General features: G+C 61.8%; 13 protein-coding genes. 12 read left to right on the top strand and 1 reads right to left on the bottom strand.

Features of this window, described 5'->3' with window-relative positions:
• Positions 1–171: 171 nt before the first annotated feature.
• The 9 genes from E0H22_RS17005 (at position 172) to E0H22_RS16965 (ending at position 18486) form a co-directional block, all read left to right on the top strand.
• Positions 172–636 carry a (2Fe-2S)-binding protein gene (locus E0H22_RS17005; protein WP_233022178.1) on the top strand — a complete coding sequence of 155 codons (465 nt, stop codon included), beginning with the start codon at positions 172–174 and terminating at the stop codon, positions 634–636.
• 3 nt (positions 637–639) lie between these two features.
• The gene (locus E0H22_RS17000) at positions 640–2805 is read left to right on the top strand and encodes a xanthine dehydrogenase family protein molybdopterin-binding subunit (protein WP_233022177.1); all 2166 of its coding nucleotides are present in this window, start codon (positions 640–642) and stop codon (positions 2803–2805) included.
• 44 nt (positions 2806–2849) lie between these two features.
• Positions 2850–3446 carry an Isoquinoline 1-oxidoreductase subunit gene (locus E0H22_RS16995; protein ID WP_430715283.1) on the top strand — a complete coding sequence of 199 codons (597 nt, stop codon included), beginning with the start codon at positions 2850–2852 and terminating at the stop codon, positions 3444–3446.
• A gap of 606 nt (positions 3447–4052) precedes the next feature.
• Positions 4053–4571 (top strand): 50S ribosomal protein L10, encoded by a 519-nt coding sequence (gene rplJ, locus E0H22_RS16990; protein WP_233022175.1) that lies wholly within the window; start codon positions 4053–4055, stop codon positions 4569–4571.
• A 52-nt stretch (positions 4572–4623) separates the two neighbouring features.
• Entirely contained in the window at positions 4624–5004 is a 381-nt protein-coding gene (gene rplL / locus E0H22_RS16985) for a 50S ribosomal protein L7/L12 (RefSeq protein ID WP_233022174.1), read from the top strand.
• Positions 5005–5476: 472 nt separating this feature from the next.
• Positions 5477–9595, top strand: coding sequence for a DNA-directed RNA polymerase subunit beta (gene rpoB / locus E0H22_RS16980; RefSeq protein WP_233022173.1), 4119 nt, complete (start codon positions 5477–5479; stop codon positions 9593–9595).
• A 124-nt stretch (positions 9596–9719) separates the two neighbouring features.
• Positions 9720–13919 (top strand): DNA-directed RNA polymerase subunit beta', encoded by a 4200-nt coding sequence (rpoC, locus tag E0H22_RS16975; RefSeq protein ID WP_233022172.1) that lies wholly within the window; start codon positions 9720–9722, stop codon positions 13917–13919.
• A 270-nt stretch (positions 13920–14189) separates the two neighbouring features.
• A complete protein-coding gene (locus tag E0H22_RS16970; protein WP_233022171.1) occupies positions 14190–16247 on the top strand; it encodes an FAD-dependent oxidoreductase in 2058 nt (685 codons plus the stop codon).
• Positions 16248–16452: 205 nt separating this feature from the next.
• Positions 16453–18486 carry an ABC transporter ATP-binding protein gene (locus E0H22_RS16965; RefSeq protein WP_233022170.1) on the top strand — a complete coding sequence of 678 codons (2034 nt, stop codon included), beginning with the start codon at positions 16453–16455 and terminating at the stop codon, positions 18484–18486.
• A 151-nt stretch (positions 18487–18637) separates the two neighbouring features.
• On the opposite strand, the gene E0H22_RS16960 is transcribed toward E0H22_RS16965, so the two are convergent.
• On the bottom strand, positions 18638–19210 hold the full coding sequence (locus E0H22_RS16960) for a TetR/AcrR family transcriptional regulator (RefSeq protein WP_430715282.1): 573 nt from the start codon (positions 19208–19210) through the stop codon (positions 18638–18640).
• A 145-nt stretch (positions 19211–19355) separates the two neighbouring features.
• Here E0H22_RS16960 and E0H22_RS16955 point away from each other — a divergent pair, with 145 nt between their 5' ends.
• The 3 genes from E0H22_RS16955 (at position 19356) to rpsG (ending at position 21281) form a co-directional block, all read left to right on the top strand.
• The gene (locus tag E0H22_RS16955) at positions 19356–19745 is read left to right on the top strand and encodes a RidA family protein (protein WP_233022168.1); all 390 of its coding nucleotides are present in this window, start codon (positions 19356–19358) and stop codon (positions 19743–19745) included.
• 679 nt (positions 19746–20424) lie between these two features.
• Complete coding sequence (gene rpsL / locus E0H22_RS16950; RefSeq protein WP_211909034.1) at positions 20425–20796, top strand: 30S ribosomal protein S12; 372 nt, start codon at positions 20425–20427, stop codon at positions 20794–20796.
• Between the two features lie 14 nt (positions 20797–20810).
• Entirely contained in the window at positions 20811–21281 is a 471-nt protein-coding gene (gene rpsG / locus E0H22_RS16945) for a 30S ribosomal protein S7 (RefSeq protein ID WP_233022167.1), read from the top strand.
• The last annotated feature ends 28 nt before the right edge of the window (positions 21282–21309 follow it).

Raw genomic sequence — 21309 nt, 5'->3', positions numbered from 1 at the left:
GGCGCTTCCCCGTTGCGCCAAAAGGGCCGCGGGAACGCGCGCAAGAGACTTTCGTTCCCGGGCGGTACAAAAATAATTGAGTTCTGGCTTCCGTAATGCGGTTGTATGTGTCGGGTTCGAATTAGAACCACTCGAATGTAGGCGTACATTCGACGACACAGGACAACAGCGATGGCTGCGTTCACCCTCAAGATCAACGGGGAGTCGCGTCAGATCGACGTCGCCCCCGACACCCCACTCCTATGGGCAATTCGTGACGGCGCCGGGCTGACCGGGACCAAATATGGCTGCGGCGTTGCGCAATGCGGTGCCTGTACCGTCTATCTCGACGGCCAGCCGATCCGTTCCTGCTCGATGCCCGTCTCGGCCGTGGGCTCGGGTGAAGTCACCACCATCGAAGGCCTGAACAGCAAGGAGGGCAAGGCAGTGCAGGCGGCATGGGGCGCCCATGACGTGCCGCAGTGCGGCTATTGTCAGTCCGGTCAGGTCATGAGTGCGGCTGCCCTGCTCAGTCTCAATCCGAAGCCATCCGATGAAGACATCGATCTGGCGATGAACGGCAACATCTGCCGTTGCGCCACCTATGTCCGCATCCGCGCTGCGATCCATAGTGCCGCGAAATCGCTGGAGGGCTGAGCCATGACCGTTCACGACACCAAACTGTCGCGCCGCACGCTGCTGAAGGCTGGTGCCGGCCTCGTCATTGGCGCCTATGTAGCACGCGCCGACAAGTTGTTCGCCCAGGCTGCGGCGCAGCCGAAGGTCAATATCGCGCCGAATACGTTTCTGATCATCAAGCCGGACAGCACGGTGACCGTGTTGTGCAAACAGATCGAGTTCGGGCAGGGGCCGTTTACCGGCTTTGCGACACTCGTTGCCGAAGAGCTCGATGCCGACTGGTCGCAGATGCGCGCCGATCATGCGCCGTCCAATCCGGAGCTCTACAAGAACCTTGCATTCGGTTTGCAGGGGACCGGCGGCTCCACCGCCATCGCCAATGCCTACCTGCAGATGCGGCAGGTCGGCGCTGCTGCGCGGCAGATGCTGATCGCGGCGGCGGCTGATATCTGGCAGGTGCCGGCCGGTGAAATCACTGTCGAGAACGGCGTGCTCAAGCATGCGTCCGGCAAGGAAGGCCGGTTCGGTGAATTCGCCGACAAGGCGATGACCATGCCGGTGCCGGCGGATCCCAAGCTGAAAGATCCCGCGAACTTCAAGTTCATCGGTAAGGAAGGCGTAGTGAAGCGCCTCGACAGCGCTGACAAGAGTGACGGCAAGGCGTTCTATACGCTCGATATCAACGAACCCGACATGCTGACGGTTGTCGTGGCGCGCTCGCCGAAATTCGGCGGCACGGTGAAATCGTTCGATGCGACGGCGGCGAAAGCCGTGCCGGGCGTGGTCGATGTGAAGCAGGTGCCGACCGGCGTTGCCGTCTATGCCAAAGGTTTCTGGCCGGCGAAGATGGGGCGCGAGGCGCTGAAGATCGTGTGGGACGACAGCAAGGCCGAGAAGCGCGGCAGCGCCGAATTGCTGCAGCAGTTTCGCACGTTGTCGAAAACGCCGGGCAAGCTGGTGCGTGCCGAAGGCAAGTTCGAGGAGGCGATTGCCAAAGGCGGCCGCGTGATCGAAACCGAATATGTCTTTCCCTATCTCGCCCATGCCGCCATGGAGCCGCTCAACGGCTATCTGAAGTGGGACGGTCAAAGCGTCTATGCGCGCTATGGCTGCCAGTTCCCGACGCCCGACCACATGGCTTTCTCGAAGGCGTTCGGCTTGCCGGTGGACAAGATCAAGATCGACGTGGTTCTGGCTGGCGGCAGTTTTGGGCGCCGCGCGCAGCAATCCACGCATCAGGCGATCGAGATGGCCGAAGTCGCCAAGGCGATCGGGCCGGGCAAGCCGATCAAGCTGGTCTGGACCCGCGAGGACGATATGCGCGGTGGTTACTATCGGCCTTACAGTGTCCATCGCATGCGCGGCGCCGTGCGCGACGGCAAGATCGAGGCGTGGAGCGATACGATCGTTTCGCAGTCGATCATGAAGGGCTCGTTTTTTGAGGCCGTGATGTTCAAGGACGGGCTCGATCCGACATCCTACGAAGGCTCCAACGACATTCCCTATGAGGTCGCCAACTTCCGCTGCGACATGCATCAGGTCGATGTCGGCGTCCCCGTGCTGTGGTGGCGCTCGGTGGGGCACACTCACACCGGCTATGCGGTCGAAGCGTTTGTCGATGAACTGCTTGAAGCCGCAGGCAAGGACCCTGTCGAAGGCCGGCTCGAACTGCTCGGCAAGAAGCCGCGTCATGCCGGCGTGCTGAAGGCTGTGGCCGAACTCGCCGACTGGAAGAATTACAAGGTCCCGGCAGGCCGCGCCCGCGGCGTCGCCGTGGTCGAGAGCTTCAACAGCTTCGTCGCGCAGGTGGTCGAACTGTCGATGACCGAAGAAGGGCCGAAGGTGCACAAGGTCTGGTGTGCGGTGGACTGCGGCGTGGCCGTCAATCCCGACATCATCCGCGCGCAGATGGAAGGTGGCATCGGCTTTGCGCTCGGCCACATCCTCTATGCCGAGCAGACACTCGATGCCGGTGCGCCGGTAGCCGGCAATTTCGACACCTATCGCTCACTGCGCATCAACGAGATGCCGGAGGTCGAGGTGGTGATCGTGAAGTCCACCGAGAAGCCGACGGGCGTCGGTGAGCCCGGTGTGCCGCCGCTCGGGCCCGCTGTCGCCAATGCGATGGCGAAGCTCGGTGTGGGACGTCCACGGCAACTGCCAATCGTGCCGGGAGCCGCGGCATGAAGCAGATCGTGAAATACGCACTGCTGGCGCTGGTCGCCGGCGGAATGTCTGCTGGGATTCTTTCCGTCGCGCAGTTTGGCACGAACGAGGCCGATGCAGCGGTCAGCAATCCGAAAACGCTGCAGCCAGTCTCGGCCTTCGCCAGGATCAAGAACAAGAACGAGCGCGCCGTGGCGCTCTTCAACGAGGCCGGCAAGGTGATCCAGTCGCCGCGCTGCCTCAATTGCCACCCGGCCGGCGATCGTCCGACGCAGACCGACCGCATGCGTCCGCACATTCCGCTGGTGGTGCGCGGCGAGGGCGGCATGGGCGCGGCCAGCGGTCTCGCTTGCACGACCTGCCACCATGAAAACAACTTCGACGCCGCCAATGTCCCCGGCAACGCGAAGTGGTCGCTGGCGCCGGCCGAGATGGCCTGGCAGGGTAAGACGCTCGGTCAGATCTGCGTGCAGATCAAGGACAAGGAGCGCAACGGCGGCAAGGACCTTGCGGCGTTGGTTCATCACATGGCGGAGGACGAGCTGGTCGGCTGGGGCTGGAAACCCGGTGGCAACCGCACCCCGGCGCCGGGTACGCAGAAGCAGTTCGGCGAATTGATCAAGGCGTGGGTGGACGCGGGCGCGGCTTGCCCGAAGGGGTAGGGCGGAAGCGACTGCGGCAGCGCCTGGCTGCGCTGCCGCAGGTTCCCCGGCAAAAATGATGCCAGTCCGGCACTTCCCCCTTGGCAAGCCGGGAAAGACTCGTTAAACAGCCGCTTCCGGATGGGCTGGCTTGCGCTGGCGCGTCCGTGTTCGCATTCCGACAAACCGGTATCTAGGAGACCATTCCTTTCAGGCCATCCGCACGGATCGCTCGAAGGGCACGGGAGCCGCGGCCCGGTTTTGACGAAAGCGGACAGGGGTCAATGACCGGCTGATCGTGGCCGATCAATGATCTCGAATCCTGTCCGAGACTGCTGGCGCCAGCGACAAACATTCGTTTGATCAACGGCTTAATCCTCAAGCCAGCATAGATGGGTGAAGACTGACTCCGCTTAACGCCGCCATGCGGCTGACAGCGTATTTGGTTCGAACCTCGACACCCCGCGCTTTGGCTGCTCGCAGCTCAGGTTCGGGAGGGCAGGCTATCATGATCGTCTCGCCCGGCGTGTCTGGAGACTCAAGTCTCAAGGTCATCTCAGGTGGGGCGGTTGGATATCAACCGGCGGCTTCATCAAGCTAGAGGCCGCCAACCGGAGAGAGCTTGCTGTGGAAAGAGCGGCAAAGAAGGACGCGGTCGAATCGCTGAATGGGGTCTTCAAGACCACCGGCGTTGCGATCGTTGCCCATTATTCCGGCCTCACCGTTGCCCAGATGCAGACCCTGCGTAAGCAGATGAAGCAGGCGGGTGCCTCGGTGAAGGTCTCGAAAAACCGTCTCGCCAAAATTGCTCTTGAAGGCACGGATGTTGTTGCCATCGGTTCCCTGCTGAAGGGCCCGACCGTGATCGCCACTTCGGACGATCCGGTAGCTGCACCGAAGGTTGCCGTCGAATTTGCCAAGGCGAACGATAAGTTCGTCATTCTTGGCGGCTCGATGGGTAAGACCGTCCTGAATGTCGACAGCGTCAAGGCTCTCGCCTCGCTGCCGTCCCTCGACGAACTGCGCGGCAAACTCGTTGGCCTCCTCGTGGCGCCGGCGACCAAGATCGCTCAGCTGTCGACTGCGCCCGCGGCCAAGGTCGCGCGCGTCGTTCAGGCTTATGCCTCAAAGAGCGAAGCGGCCTGACGCCCTTCGCAATCAAACTGGTTCGAACCAAATACGCTTAAGGATATAGACAATGGCTGACCTCAATAAGATCGTTGACGACCTCTCGAGCCTCACCGTGCTCGAAGCCGCCGAACTCGCCAAGCTGCTCGAAGAGAAGTGGGGCGTGTCGGCTGCCGCTGCCGTGGCTGTTGCCGCTGCTCCGGGCGCTGGTGGTGGCGGTGCTGCCGCAGCTGAAGAAAAGACCGACTTCACGATCGTCCTGGCTTCGGCCGGCGACAAGAAGATCGAAGTCATCAAGGAAGTCCGTGCGATCACCGGTCTCGGCCTCAAGGAAGCCAAGGACCTGGTCGAAGGCGCGCCGAAGCCCCTCAAGGAAGGCGTTGCCAAGGACGAAGCCGAGAAGATCAAGGCTCAGCTCGAGAAGGCTGGCGCCAAGGTCGAACTCAAGTAAGACCTTAGGGTTCCCCCGAAGAGCGGCCGAAGGCCGTTCTTCGGACGGAGGGCGACCACGCGGCCGTCCTCTGGACCGGGAACCGGGTGCGGCCACCAGGCCGTACACAAGAAAGTGTGGGGATGCGGTGGTACGACCCTCGAATCTCCATGATCGTCGCCCCATATCGGGACGGCAGCACGAAAGCGCGGTTTGACGGCGAGAACGGCGACGTTCTATCCTAAGCCGTTGGGAGACAGGGCAATTTCGGGCTTTTGGTCCGTATCATAGACGGGTTTCAGACGGGCGAGATGCAGCAGGGCATCACGCGCGTTGTTTTGCGTTCGGTGGTCTGAATGTTCGATTTGGGGAATTTGTTCCTGATCGAGTGCCGGATTTCCAGAGCGCGTTCGACACAGAATTCAACCCGGAGGCGGCGGCAGCCGTGCTCTGGAAGGTTCGCCCGTCCCGGGCGACGCAATGAGAGGCCACGATGGGTCAGCAGACGTTCACCGGTCGCAAGCGCGTTCGCAAGTTCTTCGGTCACATCAAGGAAGTCGCCGAGATGCCGAACCTCATCGAGGTTCAGAAGGCGTCCTACGACCAGTTCCTGATGGTCGACGAGCCTGCGGGCGGTCGGCTCGACGAAGGCCTCCAGGCTGTTTTCCGTTCGGTGTTTCCGATCTCGGATTTCGCCGGCACCTCGATGCTCGAATTCGTCCGCTACGAATTCGAGCCGCCCAAATATGACGTGGACGAGTGCCGCCAGCGCGGCATGACCTATGCGGCGCCGCTGAAGGTGACGCTGCGCCTGATCGTGTTCGATATCGACGAGGAAACCGGCGCCAAGTCCGTCAAGGACATCAAGGAGCAGGACGTCTACATGGGCGACATCCCGCTCATGACCATGAACGGCACCTTCGTCGTCAACGGTACCGAGCGCGTCATCGTCTCGCAGATGCACCGTTCGCCGGGCGTGTTCTTCGATCACGACAAGGGCAAGACCCACTCGTCGGGCAAGCTGCTGTTCGCGGCCCGCGTGATCCCGTATCGCGGCTCCTGGCTCGATATCGAATTCGACGCCAAGGACATCGTCTATGCGCGTATCGACCGTCGCCGCAAGATTCCGGTGACGTCGCTGATGTATGCCCTGGGTCTCGACGGCGAAGAGATTCTGTCGACCTTCTACCAGAAGATCATCTACAAGAAGATCAAGGACGGCGGCTGGCGCGTGCCGTTCGATCCGTCGCGCTTCCGCGGCTATTCGACTGTCAACGACCTCATTGATGCCGACACCGGCAAGGTGGTGCTTGAAGCCGGCAAGAAGCTCACCGTGCGCGGCGCCCGCCAGCTCGCCGAGAAGGGCCTCAAGGCACTGCAGCTCACCGATGAGGATTTGATCGGCAGCTATCTCGCCGACGACCTGGTGAACGCGAAGACCGGCGAAATCTATGCCGAAGCTGGCGAAGAGATCACCGAGAAGTCGCTCAAGGCGCTGGACGAGGAGGGCTACAAGGAGCTGCCGCTGCTCGACATCGACCACGTCAATATCGGCGCCTATATCCGCAACACGCTCGCGGCCGACAAGAACATGACGCGTGAAGATGCGCTGTTCGACATCTACCGCGTGATGCGTCCGGGCGAGCCCCCGACGCTCGAGTCCGCACAGAACATGTTCCAGTCGCTGTTCTTCGACGCCGAGCGCTACGACCTCTCGGCCGTGGGTCGCGTGAAGATGAACATGCGCCTCGAACTCGATGCGCCGGACACCCATCGCACGTTGCGCAAGGAAGACATCCTCTCGGTCATCAAGACCCTGGTGGATCTGCGCGACGGCAAGGGCGAGATCGACGACATCGATCATCTCGGCAACCGCCGTGTGCGTTCGGTCGGCGAGCTGATGGAAAATCAGTATCGCGTCGGCCTGCTGCGCATGGAGCGCGCCATCAAGGAGCGCATGTCGTCGGTGGATATCGACACCGTGATGCCGCAGGACCTGATCAACGCGAAGCCTGCCGCCGCAGCGGTGCGCGAGTTCTTCGGCTCGTCGCAGCTGTCGCAGTTCATGGACCAGACCAACCCGCTGTCGGAAATCACCCACAAGCGTCGTCTCTCGGCGCTTGGACCGGGCGGTCTGACCCGCGAGCGCGCCGGCTTCGAAGTCCGCGACGTGCATCCGACCCACTATGGCCGTATCTGCCCGATCGAAACGCCGGAAGGTCCGAACATCGGTCTGATCAACTCGCTCGCTACGTTCGCGCGTGTGAACAAGTACGGCTTCGTCGAGACGCCGTATCGCAAGGTGAAGGACGGCCGCGTCACCGATGAGGTTGTGTATCTCTCGGCGATGGAAGAAGGCCGTTACTCGGTGGCGCAGGCCAACGTGCAGCTCGACGCCAAGGGCAAGTTCGCCGACGAAATGGTGATCTGCCGTCACGCCGGCGACGTGATGCCGCTGCCGGCCGACAAGGTCGACTATATGGACGTGTCGCCGAAGCAGCTCGTTTCGGTCGCCGCGGCGCTGATCCCGTTCCTTGAGAATGACGACGCCAACCGCGCGCTGATGGGCTCGAACATGCAGCGTCAGGCCGTGCCGCTGGTGCGTGCCGAAGCGCCGTTCGTCGGCACCGGCATGGAGGCCGTCGTGGCGCGCGACTCCGGCGCCGCGATCGCGGCTCGCCGTGCCGGCGTGATCGACCAGATCGACGCGACCCGCGTGGTTATCCGCGCGACCGAAGATCTCGATCCGACCAAGTCGGGCGTCGATATCTATCGTTTGATGAAGTATCAGCGCTCGAACCAGTCGACCTGCATCAACCAGCGTCCGCTGGTGAAGGTCGGTGACGTCGTGCGCAAGGGCGACATCATTGCCGACGGTCCGTCGACCGATCTCGGTGAGCTCGCGCTCGGCCGCAACGTGCTCGTCGCGTTTATGCCGTGGAACGGCTACAACTTCGAAGACTCGATCCTGCTCTCCGAGCGGATCGTGAAGGAAGACGTCTTCACCTCGATTCATATCGAGGAATTCGAAGTGATGGCCCGCGACACCAAGCTCGGTCCTGAGGAAATCACCCGTGACATTCCGAACGTGTCGGAAGAAGCGCTGAAGAACCTCGACGAAGCCGGTATCGTCTACATCGGCGCCGAAGTTCGCGCCGGCGACATCCTGGTCGGCAAGATCACGCCGAAGGGCGAAAGCCCGATGACGCCGGAAGAAAAGCTGCTGCGCGCCATTTTCGGTGAAAAGGCGTCAGACGTTCGCGACACCTCGCTCCGCGTGCCTCCGGGCGTGCAGGGCACCATCGTGGAAGTCCGCGTGTTCAACCGTCACGGCGTCGACAAGGACGAGCGTGCGCTGGCGATCGAGCGCGAAGAGATCGAACGTCTCGCCAAGGACCGTGACGACGAACAGGCCATCCTGGATCGTAACGTGTATGGCCGTCTGGCAGACCTCCTGGAGAACAAGGTCGGCATCGCCGGTCCGAAGGGCTTCAAGAAGGACAGCAAGATCACGCGCGCCGTTCTCGACGAGAATCCGCGGTCGCAGTGGTGGATGTTTGCCACCGCGAACGACAAGCTGATGACCGAAATCGAAGCGATGCGGAAGCAGTACGACGAGTCGAAGAAAGGCCTTGAACAGCGCTTCCTCGACAAGGTCGAGAAGTTGCAGCGCGGCGACGAGCTGCCTCCGGGCGTGATGAAGATGGTCAAGGTCTTCGTCGCGGTGAAGCGCAAGATCCAGCCAGGCGACAAGATGGCCGGCCGTCACGGCAACAAGGGCGTGGTGTCGAAGATCGTTCCGATCGAAGACATGCCGTTCCTCGAGGACGGTACCCATGCGGACATCGTGCTCAACCCGCTGGGCGTGCCGTCGCGCATGAATGTCGGTCAGATCCTCGAGACGCATCTCGGCTGGGCCTGCGCCGGCATGGGCAAGAAGATCGGCGAGACCATCGACGCGTTCTACCAGAGGCAGGATCTCAAGCCGCTGCGCGAGACCCTGAAGAAGGTCTATGGCGAAGATGAAGTCATCAAGTCGCTGAACGATGACGAACTGATCGAGCTTGCGCGCAACCTCAAGCCTGGCGTGCCGATCGCAACGCCGGTGTTCGACGGTGCGAAGGAAGCCGATATCGAAGACATGCTTAAGATGGCAGGCTTCGACGCATCGGGTCAGTCGACCGTCTATGACGGCCGCACCGGCGACCAGTTCGACCGCAAGGTGACCGTGGGCTACATCTACATGCTCAAGCTTCACCATCTCGTGGACGACAAGATCCACGCGCGTTCGATCGGTCCGTACTCGCTCGTCACGCAGCAGCCGCTGGGTGGCAAGGCGCAGTTCGGCGGCCAGCGCTTCGGCGAAATGGAAGTGTGGGCACTGGAAGCATACGGCGCGGCTTATACGCTGCAGGAAATGCTGACGGTGAAGTCGGACGACGTCGCGGGCCGTACCAAGGTCTACGAGGCGATCGTGCGCGGCGACGACACGTTCGAGGCCGGTATCCCGGAATCGTTCAACGTGCTCGTGAAGGAAATGCGCTCGCTCGGCCTCAACGTCGACCTGCACAATTCCAAGCTGCCGGGGCCGACCTCCGAGGCCGCCGAGTAATTCAATGCGTCACGCCCGGCCTCGTGGCCGGGCGTCTGCGCCGCAGCCCGGACGTATGGCAGCGCGCGTGACTACAGAATTTCGAATTTGCTGCTGATGGCGATCGGCACGCGAGGAGAAGACCATGAACCAAGAAATTATGAATCTCTTCAATCCGACGACGCCGGCTCAGGTCTTCGACCAGATCCGGATCTCGATTGCGTCTCCGGAGAAGATTCTGTCCTGGTCCTACGGCGAGATCAAGAAGCCGGAAACCATCAACTATCGTACCTTCAAGCCCGAGCGCGACGGCCTGTTCTGCGCCCGCATCTTCGGGCCCATCAAGGATTACGAGTGCTTGTGCGGCAAGTACAAGCGCATGAAGTACAAGGGCATCATCTGCGAGAAGTGCTCGGTCGAAGTGACCCTGTCGCGCGTCCGTCGCGAGCGCATGGGCCACATCGAGCTGGCTGCGCCGGTCGCTCACATCTGGTTCCTGAAGTCGCTGCCCTCGCGCATCGGCCAGCTGCTGGACATGACGCTCAAGGATCTCGAGCGCATCCTGTACTTCGAATACTACGTCGTTCTTGAGCCGGGTCTCACCGCGCTCAAGGACCGTCAGCTGCTGTCTGAAGACGAGTATCTGAAGGCTCAGGACGAATACGGCCAGGATTCGTTCACCGCCATGATCGGTGCGGAAGCGATCCGCGAGCTGCTGCGCGGCCTCGACCTCGAAAAGCTCGATGTCGAGCTGCGCGCCGAGATGAAGGAGACCGACTCCGACATCAAGCACAAGAAGCTCGCCAAGCGCCTGAAGATCGTCGAAGCGTTCCGCTTCTCCGGCAACAAGCCGGAATGGATGATTCTCACCGTCGTGCCGGTGATCCCGCCGGATCTGCGTCCGCTGGTGCCGCTCGATGGCGGCCGCTTCGCGACGTCGGACCTCAACGACCTGTATCGCCGCGTCATCAACCGTAACAACCGCTTGAAGCGTCTGATGGAGCTCCGCGCGCCGGACATCATCATCCGCAACGAAAAGCGTATGTTGCAGGAAGCCGTTGACGCGCTGTTCGACAACGGCCGCCGCGGCCGCGTCATCACCGGCGCCAACAAGCGTCCGCTGAAGTCGCTCGCCGACATGCTGAAGGGCAAGCAGGGCCGCTTCCGTCAGAACCTGCTCGGCAAGCGCGTCGACTACTCCGGCCGTTCGGTCATCGTGGTCGGTCCCGAACTGCGCCTGCATCAGTGCGGCCTGCCGAAGAAGATGGCGCTCGAACTGTTCAAGCCGTTCATCTATTCGCGCCTCGACGCCAAGGGCCTGTCCACCACGGTGAAGCAGGCTAAGAAGCTCGTGGAGAAGGAGCGTCCCGAGGTCTGGGATATCCTCGACGAGGTCATTCGCGAGCATCCCGTGCTGCTGAACCGCGCGCCGACGCTGCATCGTCTCGGCATTCAGGCGTTCGAGCCGGTGCTGATCGAAGGCAAGGCGATCCAGCTGCATCCGCTGGTCTGCTCGGCCTTCAATGCCGACTTCGACGGTGACCAGATGGCCGTGCACGTTCCGCTGTCGCTCGAAGCGCAGCTGGAAGCGCGCGTGCTCATGATGTCGACCAACAACATCCTGCACCCGGCGAACGGCCAGCCGATCATCGTGCCGTCGCAGGACATCGTGCTTGGTCTGTACTACCTGTCCACCATGCGCGCCGGCCTGCCGGGCGAGGGCAAGGTGTATCGCGAGATGTCGGAGATCGAGCATGCGCTGCATGCGAAGGTCATCCACCTCCATACCAAGATCAAGTACAGCTGGACCGGTCTCGACGCCGACGGCAAGACCGTCACGCGTCTGATCGAAACGACCCCGGGCCGCGCCATGCTCGGCCAGGTGCTGCCGAAGCATCCGAAGGTGCCGTTCGAGACCATCAACAAGCTGATGACGAAGAAGGAAATCTCAGGCGTCATCGATCAGGTCTACCGCCACTGCGGCCAGAAGGAGACGGTGATCTTCTGCGATCGCATCATGGCGCTCGGCTTCTACAATGCGTTCAAGGCGGGCATCTCGTTCGGCAAGGACGACATGGTGGTGCCGGGTTCGAAGTGGAAGATCGTCGACTCGACCCGCGCCTACGCGAAGGACTTCGAGCAGCAGTACAATGACGGCCTGATCACCCACGGCGAGAAGTACAACAAGGTCGTCGACGCCTGGTCGAAGGCATCCGAAGAAGTCGCCAAGGAGATGATGAAGGAAATCTCCTCGGTGAAGAAGAACGACAAGGGCGAAGAGGCGCAGATCAACTCGATCTACATGATGGCGCACTCGGGTGCTCGTGGTTCGCCGGCTCAGATGCGTCAGCTCGGTGGCATGCGCGGCCTGATGGCCAAGCCGTCGGGTGAGATCATCGAAACGCCGATCATCTCGAACTTCAAGGAAGGCCTGTCGGTTCTCGAATACTTCAACTCGACCCACGGCGCCCGTAAGGGCCTCGCGGACACCGCGTTGAAGACCGCGAACTCCGGTTACCTGACCCGTCGTCTCGTCGACGTAGCGCAGGACTGCATCATCACGCAGACCGACTGCGGCACCAATCTCGGCATCAAGATGCGTGCCATCGTCGATGCGGGCTCGGTGGTCGCGTCGTTGGCGTCGCGTATCCTCGGCCGCTCGGCTTGCGAAGACATCGTCGATCCCAACAGCGGTGAAGTGCTGATCAAGCGCAACACGCTGATGGAGGAGAAGGACGTCGATCGTCTGCAGAAGGCCGGCATCCAGGAAGTGAAGATCCGCTCGGCGCTGACCTGCGAACTGGTCAACGGCATCTGCGGCACCTGCTATGGCCGCGACCTTGCACGCGGTACGCCGGTCAACCACGGTGAAGCTGTCGGCGTCATCGCCGCGCAGTCGATCGGTGAGCCCGGCACGCAGCTGACGATGCGCACGTTCCACATCGGCGGCGCGGCGCAGCTCAACGAGCAGTCGGTGATCGAGTCGAACTTCGACGGTAAGGTCACCATCCGCAACGAAGGTCTCGCCAAGAACGGCGAAGGCCACACCGTGGCGATGGTGCGCAACATGGTGATCGCGATCAGCGATGCCGACGGCACCGAACGTGCGACCTACCGTATTCAGTACGGCGCGCGCGTGCACGTGGCCAACGGCGATACCGTTAAGCGTGGCCAGCGCATCACCGAGTGGGATCCGTATTCCCGCCCGTTGTTGACGGAAGTCGACGGCACTATCGGCTTCGAGGATCTCGTGGACGGCCAGTCCGTCACCGAAACCCTCGACGAATCGACCGGTATCGCGAAGCGCGTCGTCATCGACTGGCGCACGTCGCGTGCAGGTGCAGACCTGCGCCCGGCCGTCGTCGTGAAGGGCGCTGACGGCAAGGTGCTGAAGCTGGCGCGCGGTGGCGACGCCCGCTACATGCTCTCGCCTGATGCGATCCTCTCGGTGGACGTCGGCGCCAAGGTTCAGGCCGGCGACATTCTCGCCCGTGTCTCGACCGAAAGCGCGAAGACGCGTGACATCACCGGCGGTCTGCCGCGCGTTGCCGAACTGTTCGAGGCCCGCAAGCCGAAGGACGCGGCGATCATCGCGGAGATCGGCGGCACCATCCGCTTCGGACGCGACTACAAGAACAAGCGTCGCATCTCGATCGAGCCGCTCGACAAGACCGAGGAGACTCGCGAGTACCTCATTCCGAAGGGCAAGCACATCCATCTGCAGGACGGCGATATCGTTGAAAAGGGCGATTTCATCGTCGAAGGCAATCCGGCGCCGCACGACATTCTGGCGATCAAGGGCATCGAGGAACTCGCTGCCTATCTGGTCAACGAGATCCAGGAAGTCTACCGGTTGCAGGGCGTGCTCATCAACGACAAGCACATCGAAGTGATTGTCCGTCAGATGCTGCAGAAGATCGAGGTCACCGATCAGGGCGACACCGACATGATCGCGGGCGAACAGGTCGACAAGATCGAGTTCAACGCGCTCAACGCCAAGGCGGAAGAAGAGGGCAAGAAGCCTGCGACGGGCAATCCGGTGCTGCTCGGCATCACCAAGGCCTCGCTGCAGACTCGCTCGTTCTTCTCGGCGGCGTCGTTCCAGGAGACCACCCGCGTCCTCACGGAGGCGGCGGTCAACGGCAAGATCGATCCCCTCGAAGGTCTCAAGGAGAACGTCATTGTCGGCCGCCTGATCCCGGCCGGTACGGGCGCCTCCATGGCCAAGATCCGCGAGGTCGCCATGAAGCGCGACGCGATGATCCAGGACGAGCGCGAGAAGCAGGCGGCCGTTGTGCCGTCGGCTCCGGAGGCAGAGCCGCTGGCGCTGCCGCCGGCCGAATAAGCCGATCGCGACTGACAGGAATCAAAGGGCCGGCTCTCAGCCGGCCCTTTTTATTTCGGGTTAACGTATTTTGCCGCGACGCAAGGCGCTTGCGGCCTTCGTTCATCTTTCCTTCAGACCGAAAATGGTCTTAGTTGGAATGGTTTAGTGTGATCCGACGCGGGAAGGCGGCAGGCCTGCAGCGGCTTGGATTCCGCCGTGGCGGTGAATGCGCTAAATCGATTTTCGCCGGGGGCGGCCGGCAGGCATTCGAGGCGTGAAAGAATTTAGATGCTGGATCTTGCGATTGTTGGTGGCGGCCCGGGCGGCTTGATGAGCGCCTGGTATCTGAAGAAGAAGCTCGGCGACCTCTGCCGTGTCACCATCTATGAGGCATCCGATCGTCTCGGCGGCAAGATCGTCACCCGCAAGTTCGACAGCTCGCCCGCCATGTATGAAGCTGGCGTCGCCGAAATCTACGATTACTCGATGATCGGCCCCGATCCGCTGCGCGAGCTGATCCAGCATTTCGGGCTGCAGACAATCCCGATGGATGCCGAGCAGGTGATGCTCGATGGCGAGCTGCTCGACGATGTTCCGGGCATGCGCAGGAAATACGGCGCCAAGACTGCGGCCGCCATCGAGGCGTTCCGCAAGAAGTGCGCGAAGATGATCACGCCGCTGGAATATTACGAAGGCGTCGGCGCGCACGACAACGAGAATCCGTGGGCGTGGATGACTGCGGAGGAATTGCTCGACAAGGAAGTGAGCGATCCCACCGCCAAACGCTTCTTCAAGGCGATGGCGCGCTCGGATATCGCAACCGAAGCGCACAACACCAACGGCCTCAATGCGCTGAAGAACTTCGTGATGGATATCGACGGCTATATCGGCCTGTATTCGATCCAGAACGGCAATGAGCAGCTGATCTCCTGCCTGCGCTCGGAGGTCGCGGCTGACATCCTGCTCAATCACCGCGTCCTCAGGGTCGGCAAGACCGGGGAGGGGCGCTATCGCCTCGATATGATGAACGGCAAGGGACCGGAGACGCGCGACTTCGATCTGGTGGTGATGTGCCTGCCGCATTCCTGGCTGGCCACCATGCGCTGGGACGGGGAAGAGCTGCGCAAGTCGATGGTCAAGCATGTCGCTTACTTCGACCGTCCAGCGCACTACCTTCGGATTTCGCTGCTGTTCGACACTCCGTTCTGGGGCGAGCAGATTCCCGGCGCCTGGTTCATGTCGGAAGCATTCGGCGGCTGCTGCGTCTATAACGAAGGCGCACGCCACGATGTCGGCAAGCACGGCGTGCTGAACTGGCTGATCGCGGGTTCGGATGCGCTGGCCTTTGCCAATCTCTCGGACGAGGAACTGATCGACGCGGCGATCAAGTCGCTGCCGGCTTCGTTCGGCGACGCGCGTTCGCATCTCGTCGAAGGCAAGATTCACCGCTGGCTGTCGTCCGTCAATGCCATCCCCGGCGGCATGCCGGTGCGCGACGTCATGACCAATCACCGGCCGGAGCCGAAAGACCATCCGGGGATCGTGGTGGTCGGTGACTATCTGTTCGACTCCACGCTGAACGGTCTCTTGGACTCCTCGGATGCCGCCACCGACATCATCGTCACCGAGATGATGAAGCTGCGGCGTGCGCGTGGCGTGAACGGCATCGTTGCCCCCGACAAGATCGATAACGATTATTTCAAGAACTATCGCGGCGTCGGGCCCTACAGCGAGGTTTGGAGCCAGTTCACCGACCCCGCCTATCTGATGAACCTCATCAAGATCGTCTGGGGCCGCGCCAAGGGCTACAAGTTGCTGGTCGCGGGCTCGGCGTCGGGCGAGCTGGTCGGCGCGCTGCGCGCCAGGGGGATCGATGCCTGGGGCGTCGAGAACAACAAAGCGATCCACGCCAAGACGCCGAAGGCACTGTTGAAATTCAACAAGCTCGGCTCCATCACCGACCTGCCGTTCAAGGACGAGCAGTTCGATTTCGTATTCGAGACCAGCCTCTGCCACGTCGCGGACAAGCAGATCGTGACTGCGATCGGGGAGCTCAACCGCGTCATCAAGACCGGTCTGATTTTCGGTTCGGTGACGTCAGACATGGCGCCGGCGGTGATCGACCGCTACGACCTCCTGCGCGGCGTCAAGAAGCTCGGCACCTGGTGGGAGTGGTCGGAGCTGTTCTTCGGCAACGGCTTCGATCTCTCCATGCATCGTCGCGACTGCACCGAAGCCGTGTGGGAAGCGACGCTGGCGGCGGGGAAGGGGCCCGGCCACTGGTACGCCGACGCGGACAGCCTGCGTTATTCCTTCTTCGACAAGGTCGAGGCGGAGGAGGACTGAGGCGTAGGGCGGATGAGGCGTAGCCGTAATCCGCCATTCTTCGCCCCACGCAATAGGCCGGCGGATTACGCTTTCGGCTAATCCGCCCTACGATTGATCGTCTTTTGCGGAACCAATCCTGATCGCATAGACTTCATGCGGTGGCTGTAAGACGCCACGGCATGATTCTTTCGGCCCTTGTCGGGCCCCAGCATTGGTCCGGTTCATGGCGTCGAAGCCTCCTCAGAAGCCCCCATCCGACGACGCCACCGATCCGCTCGACGAGAAGTTTGCGCTGCCAGTCGGCGCAGCCGCTGCAGCGGTGCCGAGCACGAAGCCGCCGGCGCCGGAAAAGCTCGTTACTGACAAGGGCGCCAAGGCCAGGCCCGTCGATGACGACGAGGATGAAGACGAGGACGATGATGATGACGACGAGGAGCTCGTCGTCTTCACCGCGCGCGAGGCCGCGGGCGCCTTCGGCACGGTCTACGCGTTTACACGGCCGTTTCTCGCCAACCGGCGCAAGATGCTGGCCTTCGTTGGCTTCGGCGTTCTCGTCGAGACGTTGTTCAACGTCATCATGCCGCTCAGCCTCAAATTCCTCATCGACGATGCGCTCGGCGAGGAAGATTTCGAGGCGCTGATCAAAATCCTCTCGGTCCTGGCCGTGGCCGGCGTCGTCACGTCGATCGTGGCGATCTGGTACGAGCGCTGGGATGCGCGGCTCGCGGCCTCGATCATCGCGAGCGCGCGCGAGCGTCTGTTTGGCCATGTGCAGGAACTGCCATCGGCTTATTTTGCGCGGACCAAGCGCGGCGAAACGCTGTCGCGCTTCTCCGTCGACATGGCGTCCTATGAGACCTGCATCAAGACATTTGCCAACAGCGCGTTGTTGCCGTTCCTGGAACTGATCGCCGGCATCCTGCTGATGATCTATCTGAACTGGCAGCTCGCAATGGTCGCGCTGCTGATCTTTCCGATCACGCTGATCGGCCCCCGCATTCTCACGCCAAAGGCGGTGCAGGCCAATTACGAGCAGAAGCAGAGCGAAGCGTCGATCCTGGGCACCATCCAGGAAAACATCGCCGCGCAGGCGGTGATCAAGGCCTTCAGCCTGCAGCGCCGCACCATGGGCTGGTTCCGGCTGCGCAACGACGATACCAGCAAGAAGATCGCAGCGGCGACCTTTCTCTCCACCATGGTGGAGCGCTCGGTCACCGTCTCCGTGCTGCTGTTGCATCTCGTGGTGCTGGCGATCGGCGCCTATCTCGCCACCAAGGGGCAGATCACCGTCGGCACCTTCGTCACATTCGAGAGCGCGTTCTGGGAGGTGTCCTACAACATCGCCCATGTGATGCACTTCATCCCGGTCTCGATCCAGACCGCGGCTGCGGTGCGTCATATGAACGAGATGCTGGACGAGCCGACCCGAGGCGCGGACAAGCCGAATGCGCCGGAGCTGCCCCGTGTCGTGCACGACATCGCTTTCGACCGCGTCACCTTCCAGTACGAGAACAGCCGCGCGCCGGTGCTCGACAATCTCAGCCTGAAGCTTGATGTCGGCAAGAAGATCGCCATCGTCGGCCCGTCCGGCTCGGGCAAGAGCACGCTGCTGAATCTGATTCTGCGGCTCTATATGCCCGACGAGGGCAAGGTGACCATCGACGGCGTCGACATCCGCAAGGTGACGCGCGAGTCCCTGCGCAGCCACATGGCCGTCGTGTTCCAGGAGAACATGCTGTTCAACATGTCGATCCGCGAGAACATCCGGCTCGGCAAGGAGGGCGCTACGGACGAGGAGGTGGTAGAGGCGGCCAAGAAGGCCGAAATCCATCGCTACATCATGACGCTGCCGGACAAGTACGACACCCAGGTCGGCGAGCGCGGCGACACGCTGTCCGGTGGCCAGCGCCAGCGCATCGCTATCGCGCGAGCCATCGTGCGCAATCCGTCGGTGCTGCTGCTCGACGAGGCGACATCGGCGCTCGACCAGACGACGGAAGCGGCATTGAACGCCACTCTGTTCAAGCTCGCCGAAGGCCGCACCATGATCTCCTCGACCCACCGGCTGACCTCGGTCGTCGATATGGACGAGATCATCGTCATCAGCGGGGGCAGGGTGATCGAGCGCGGCTCGCATGCCCAGCTGCTGGCGCTCGGCGGCACCTATCGCGAGCTGTGGGACAATCAGGGGCGTCACACCGCCGACGAGCATGAGGATGAAGACGACGACGAGGAGGATGAAGACGACGAGGAATAGTCGGCGTCTTCTCGTTTTGTCGTCGCCCGGCTTGACCGGGCGATCCAGTAAATACTGGCTTTAGTAATCAAGCTGTGCCGATTGCGTTGACTGGATCCCCGCTCCGCGTGCGCCTTCGGCGTGCTGGGCGGGGATGACAGACGGGGCTGTATCAGCTCTCCGTCCGCAACAATCCCGACGCCAATTCCCGGAACGCCGTTACCGCCTTCGGCAGCACCGCGGCGGGCTCTTTCGCCGCCGCTACCCACAGCGCGGCGTTCAGCGCGGCGCCATTGATCAGCCGAGCCGCGGCCTCCGCATCCACGTCCTTCACGACACCATCCGCGATCAGCTGCTCGATCGCCTGCGTCGTCGTGCGCAGGCACGCCGTCTGGTTAGGCCATTGCGAGGGATCGCCGAGCACTGCGGGGCCGTCCAGCAGCATGATGCGCTGGATTTCCGGCTCGAGCGCCATCTCGATATAGGCGATCCCTTCGGTGAGGAATGCGAGCCAGGGCGTTGCCGCCTGACTTGACGTCTCCCGCATCCGCGCCAGCATCTCGGCATCGATCTGGTCGATGACCGCCTGCAGAAGTCCCTTTTTGTCACCAAAGTTGTGATAGAGCGCGCCGCGCGTCAGGCCGGCGTCCCTGGTGAGGTCGTCCATCGAGGCTGCCGCATAGCCTTTGATCGCGAAGGCCTTGCGGGCGGCCTGGATCAGCTTGCCCCGGGTTTCCTCCACCATTTGCGCGCGCTTGCCCGTCGACACGGATGTTCTCCAAATTACATACGTCGCGTATGTCATATTGACATACGGGCCGTATGCTTTCAGATATTCTCATACGGCGCGTATATCAACTCAAGCGCCGATTGGGAACCGGAGAGACATCATGACCAAACGCGATGCAATTTTCCCCGCCGGCCGGCAGGCCCTTTACGAGATCAACCGCTATTCCGCAGCGATCCGCTCCGGGGATCTTCTTTTCGTCTCCGGCCAGGTCGGGAGCAGGGCGGACGGCTCCCCGGAACCGGATTTCGCCAAGCAGGTCCAGTTGGCCTTCGATAACCTCGGGAACGTTCTGAAGGCGGCTGGAGCCGGTTTGGACGACATCGTCGACGTCACGACCTTCCATACCGATCCGGAGGCCCAGTTCGGGACGGTGAACGCCATCCGTGCGGAGATCTTCCCGGACCACCCTTATCCGAACTGGACGGCGGTGGGCGTGAACTGGCTCGCGGGTTTCGATTTCGAGATCAAGGTCATTGCCCGCATGCCTTAACGACTCGGCAATACCCTGAACGGCGATTCTCCCGATTCTGGCCGCCTGATACCCTAGAATCGGGAGCAGTGGGCCGGAATCGCCCGTGTGACGGTCCCGGATTCTCATCAGACTTCCATCCAGGCGTCATCAAACTGCAGTTTCCGACATCGCGAACTGCGTGGTGGATGGCGTTGAATTCTTGCGGATTCCTCGTGTTTTCTAGGGGCTTCGCATGCTAAAAACCCTGCGCCACAAGCGTATTTTGCACGCGGATAGGTGTTGACTTGCCTATCCCCTGCGGATACAACCCGGCCACTTAACGACAGGCGGTGAGCTTCGCCAGTGTCGGTACGGATCACCCGGAGAGCCTTCTCGGTCGCTTCGGGCACCAACCTCGACCCAGACGCTCAGACGCTGTCGCTAAAATCTAGGCAATGCCGATACGACGTTTGGTCTCTTGAGATCATCTCGAGAGATCGAATTCAGTGCATGATCTCGATATCGACCGAGGGCGACAGCCTGACGTCACCATCGTGGTCCTCTGCGGCGTTAGCGCTTTCCATTCAGCGATGAATGGTTGGCGTTATTTCGTTTTGCGTGAAGTTCTTTCGCGTGATGCGAGACCGATGGAGCGGGAAGCTCCGAACAATTTTTGCGAAGCCATGAGGCTTCGCGCGAATAGAGGGTGAAGGCTGACATGCCGACGATCAACCAGCTGATCGCAAATCCGCGGGTCATTCAGAAGGCGCGCAAGAAGGTGCCGGCGCTGCAGCAGTCGCCGCAGAAGCGCGGCGTTTGCACGCGCGTCTACACCACGACCCCGAAGAAGCCGAACTCGGCGCTTCGTAAGGTCGCAAAGGTGCGTCTGACCAATGGCTTCGAAGTCATCGGTTACATCCCGGGTGAAGGTCATAACCTCCAGGAGCACTCGGTGGTCATGATCCGCGGCGGCCGCGTCAAGGACTTGCCGGGCGTTCGCTACCACATTCTCCGCGGCGTGCTGGATACCCAGGGCGTCAAGAACCGTAAGCAGCGTCGTTCGAAGTACGGCGCGAAGCGTCCGAAGTAAGTCGGGGTTTATCGATGTCTCGTCGCCATTCCGCTGAAAAGCGCGTTGTGAACCCGGATCCGAAGTTCGGGAACATCATCGTGACCAAGTTCATGAATTCGATCATGTATGACGGCAAGAAGTCTGCCGCCGAACAGATCGTCTACGGTGCCTTCGATATCATCGAGGCCAAGACCAAGCAGGGGCCGCTCACCGTGTTCGAGCAGGCGCTCGAAAACGTCATGCCGACCATCGAAGTGCGTTCGCGCCGCGTGGGTGGTGCGACCTATCAGGTGCCGGTCGAAGTGCGTAGCGTGCGTCGTCAGGCGCTCGGCATTCGCTGGCTGATCACCGCCGCGCGCGCCCGCAACGAAAAGACCATGACCGAGCGTCTCTCTGCAGAGCTGCTCGACGCCTCCAACAACCGCGGCAACGCCGTGAAGAAGCGTGAAGACGTGCACAAGATGGCGGAAGCCAACCGCGCGTTCTCGCACTATCGCTGGTAACGGCGTCTCGAACGGACAGCTGAAGGAC

Origin of the sequence: Rhodopseudomonas boonkerdii, from assembly GCF_021184025.1 — a bacterium.
GTDB classification, from domain to species: Bacteria; Pseudomonadota; Alphaproteobacteria; order Rhizobiales; family Xanthobacteraceae; genus Tardiphaga; species Tardiphaga boonkerdii.
Note: the sequence above shows the minus strand (reverse complement) of the source record. Positions and strands in the feature narration are given on the sequence as shown.

Excerpts from the sequence above, each read along its gene's own strand:
- E0H22_RS16965 (WP_233022170.1), top strand. The coding sequence starts at position 16,453 with ATGGCGTCGAAGCCTCCTCAGAAGCCCCCATCCGACGACGCCACCGAT.
- rpoB (WP_233022173.1), top strand. The coding sequence starts at position 5,477 with ATGGGTCAGCAGACGTTCACCGGTCGCAAGCGCGTTCGCAAGTTCTTC.
- E0H22_RS17005 (WP_233022178.1), top strand. The coding sequence starts at position 172 with ATGGCTGCGTTCACCCTCAAGATCAACGGGGAGTCGCGTCAGATCGAC.
- rpsG (WP_233022167.1), top strand. The coding sequence starts at position 20,811 with ATGTCTCGTCGCCATTCCGCTGAAAAGCGCGTTGTGAACCCGGATCCG.
- E0H22_RS16995 (WP_430715283.1), top strand. The coding sequence starts at position 2,850 with ATGTCTGCTGGGATTCTTTCCGTCGCGCAGTTTGGCACGAACGAGGCC.
- E0H22_RS17000 (WP_233022177.1), top strand. The coding sequence starts at position 640 with ATGACCGTTCACGACACCAAACTGTCGCGCCGCACGCTGCTGAAGGCT.
- rpsL (WP_211909034.1), top strand. The coding sequence starts at position 20,425 with ATGCCGACGATCAACCAGCTGATCGCAAATCCGCGGGTCATTCAGAAG.
- E0H22_RS16970 (WP_233022171.1), top strand. The coding sequence starts at position 14,190 with ATGCTGGATCTTGCGATTGTTGGTGGCGGCCCGGGCGGCTTGATGAGC.
- E0H22_RS16960 (WP_430715282.1), bottom strand. The coding sequence starts at position 19,210 with ATGGTGGAGGAAACCCGGGGCAAGCTGATCCAGGCCGCCCGCAAGGCC.
- rpoC (WP_233022172.1), top strand. The coding sequence starts at position 9,720 with ATGAACCAAGAAATTATGAATCTCTTCAATCCGACGACGCCGGCTCAG.
- rplL (WP_233022174.1), top strand. The coding sequence starts at position 4,624 with ATGGCTGACCTCAATAAGATCGTTGACGACCTCTCGAGCCTCACCGTG.
- E0H22_RS16955 (WP_233022168.1), top strand. The coding sequence starts at position 19,356 with ATGACCAAACGCGATGCAATTTTCCCCGCCGGCCGGCAGGCCCTTTAC.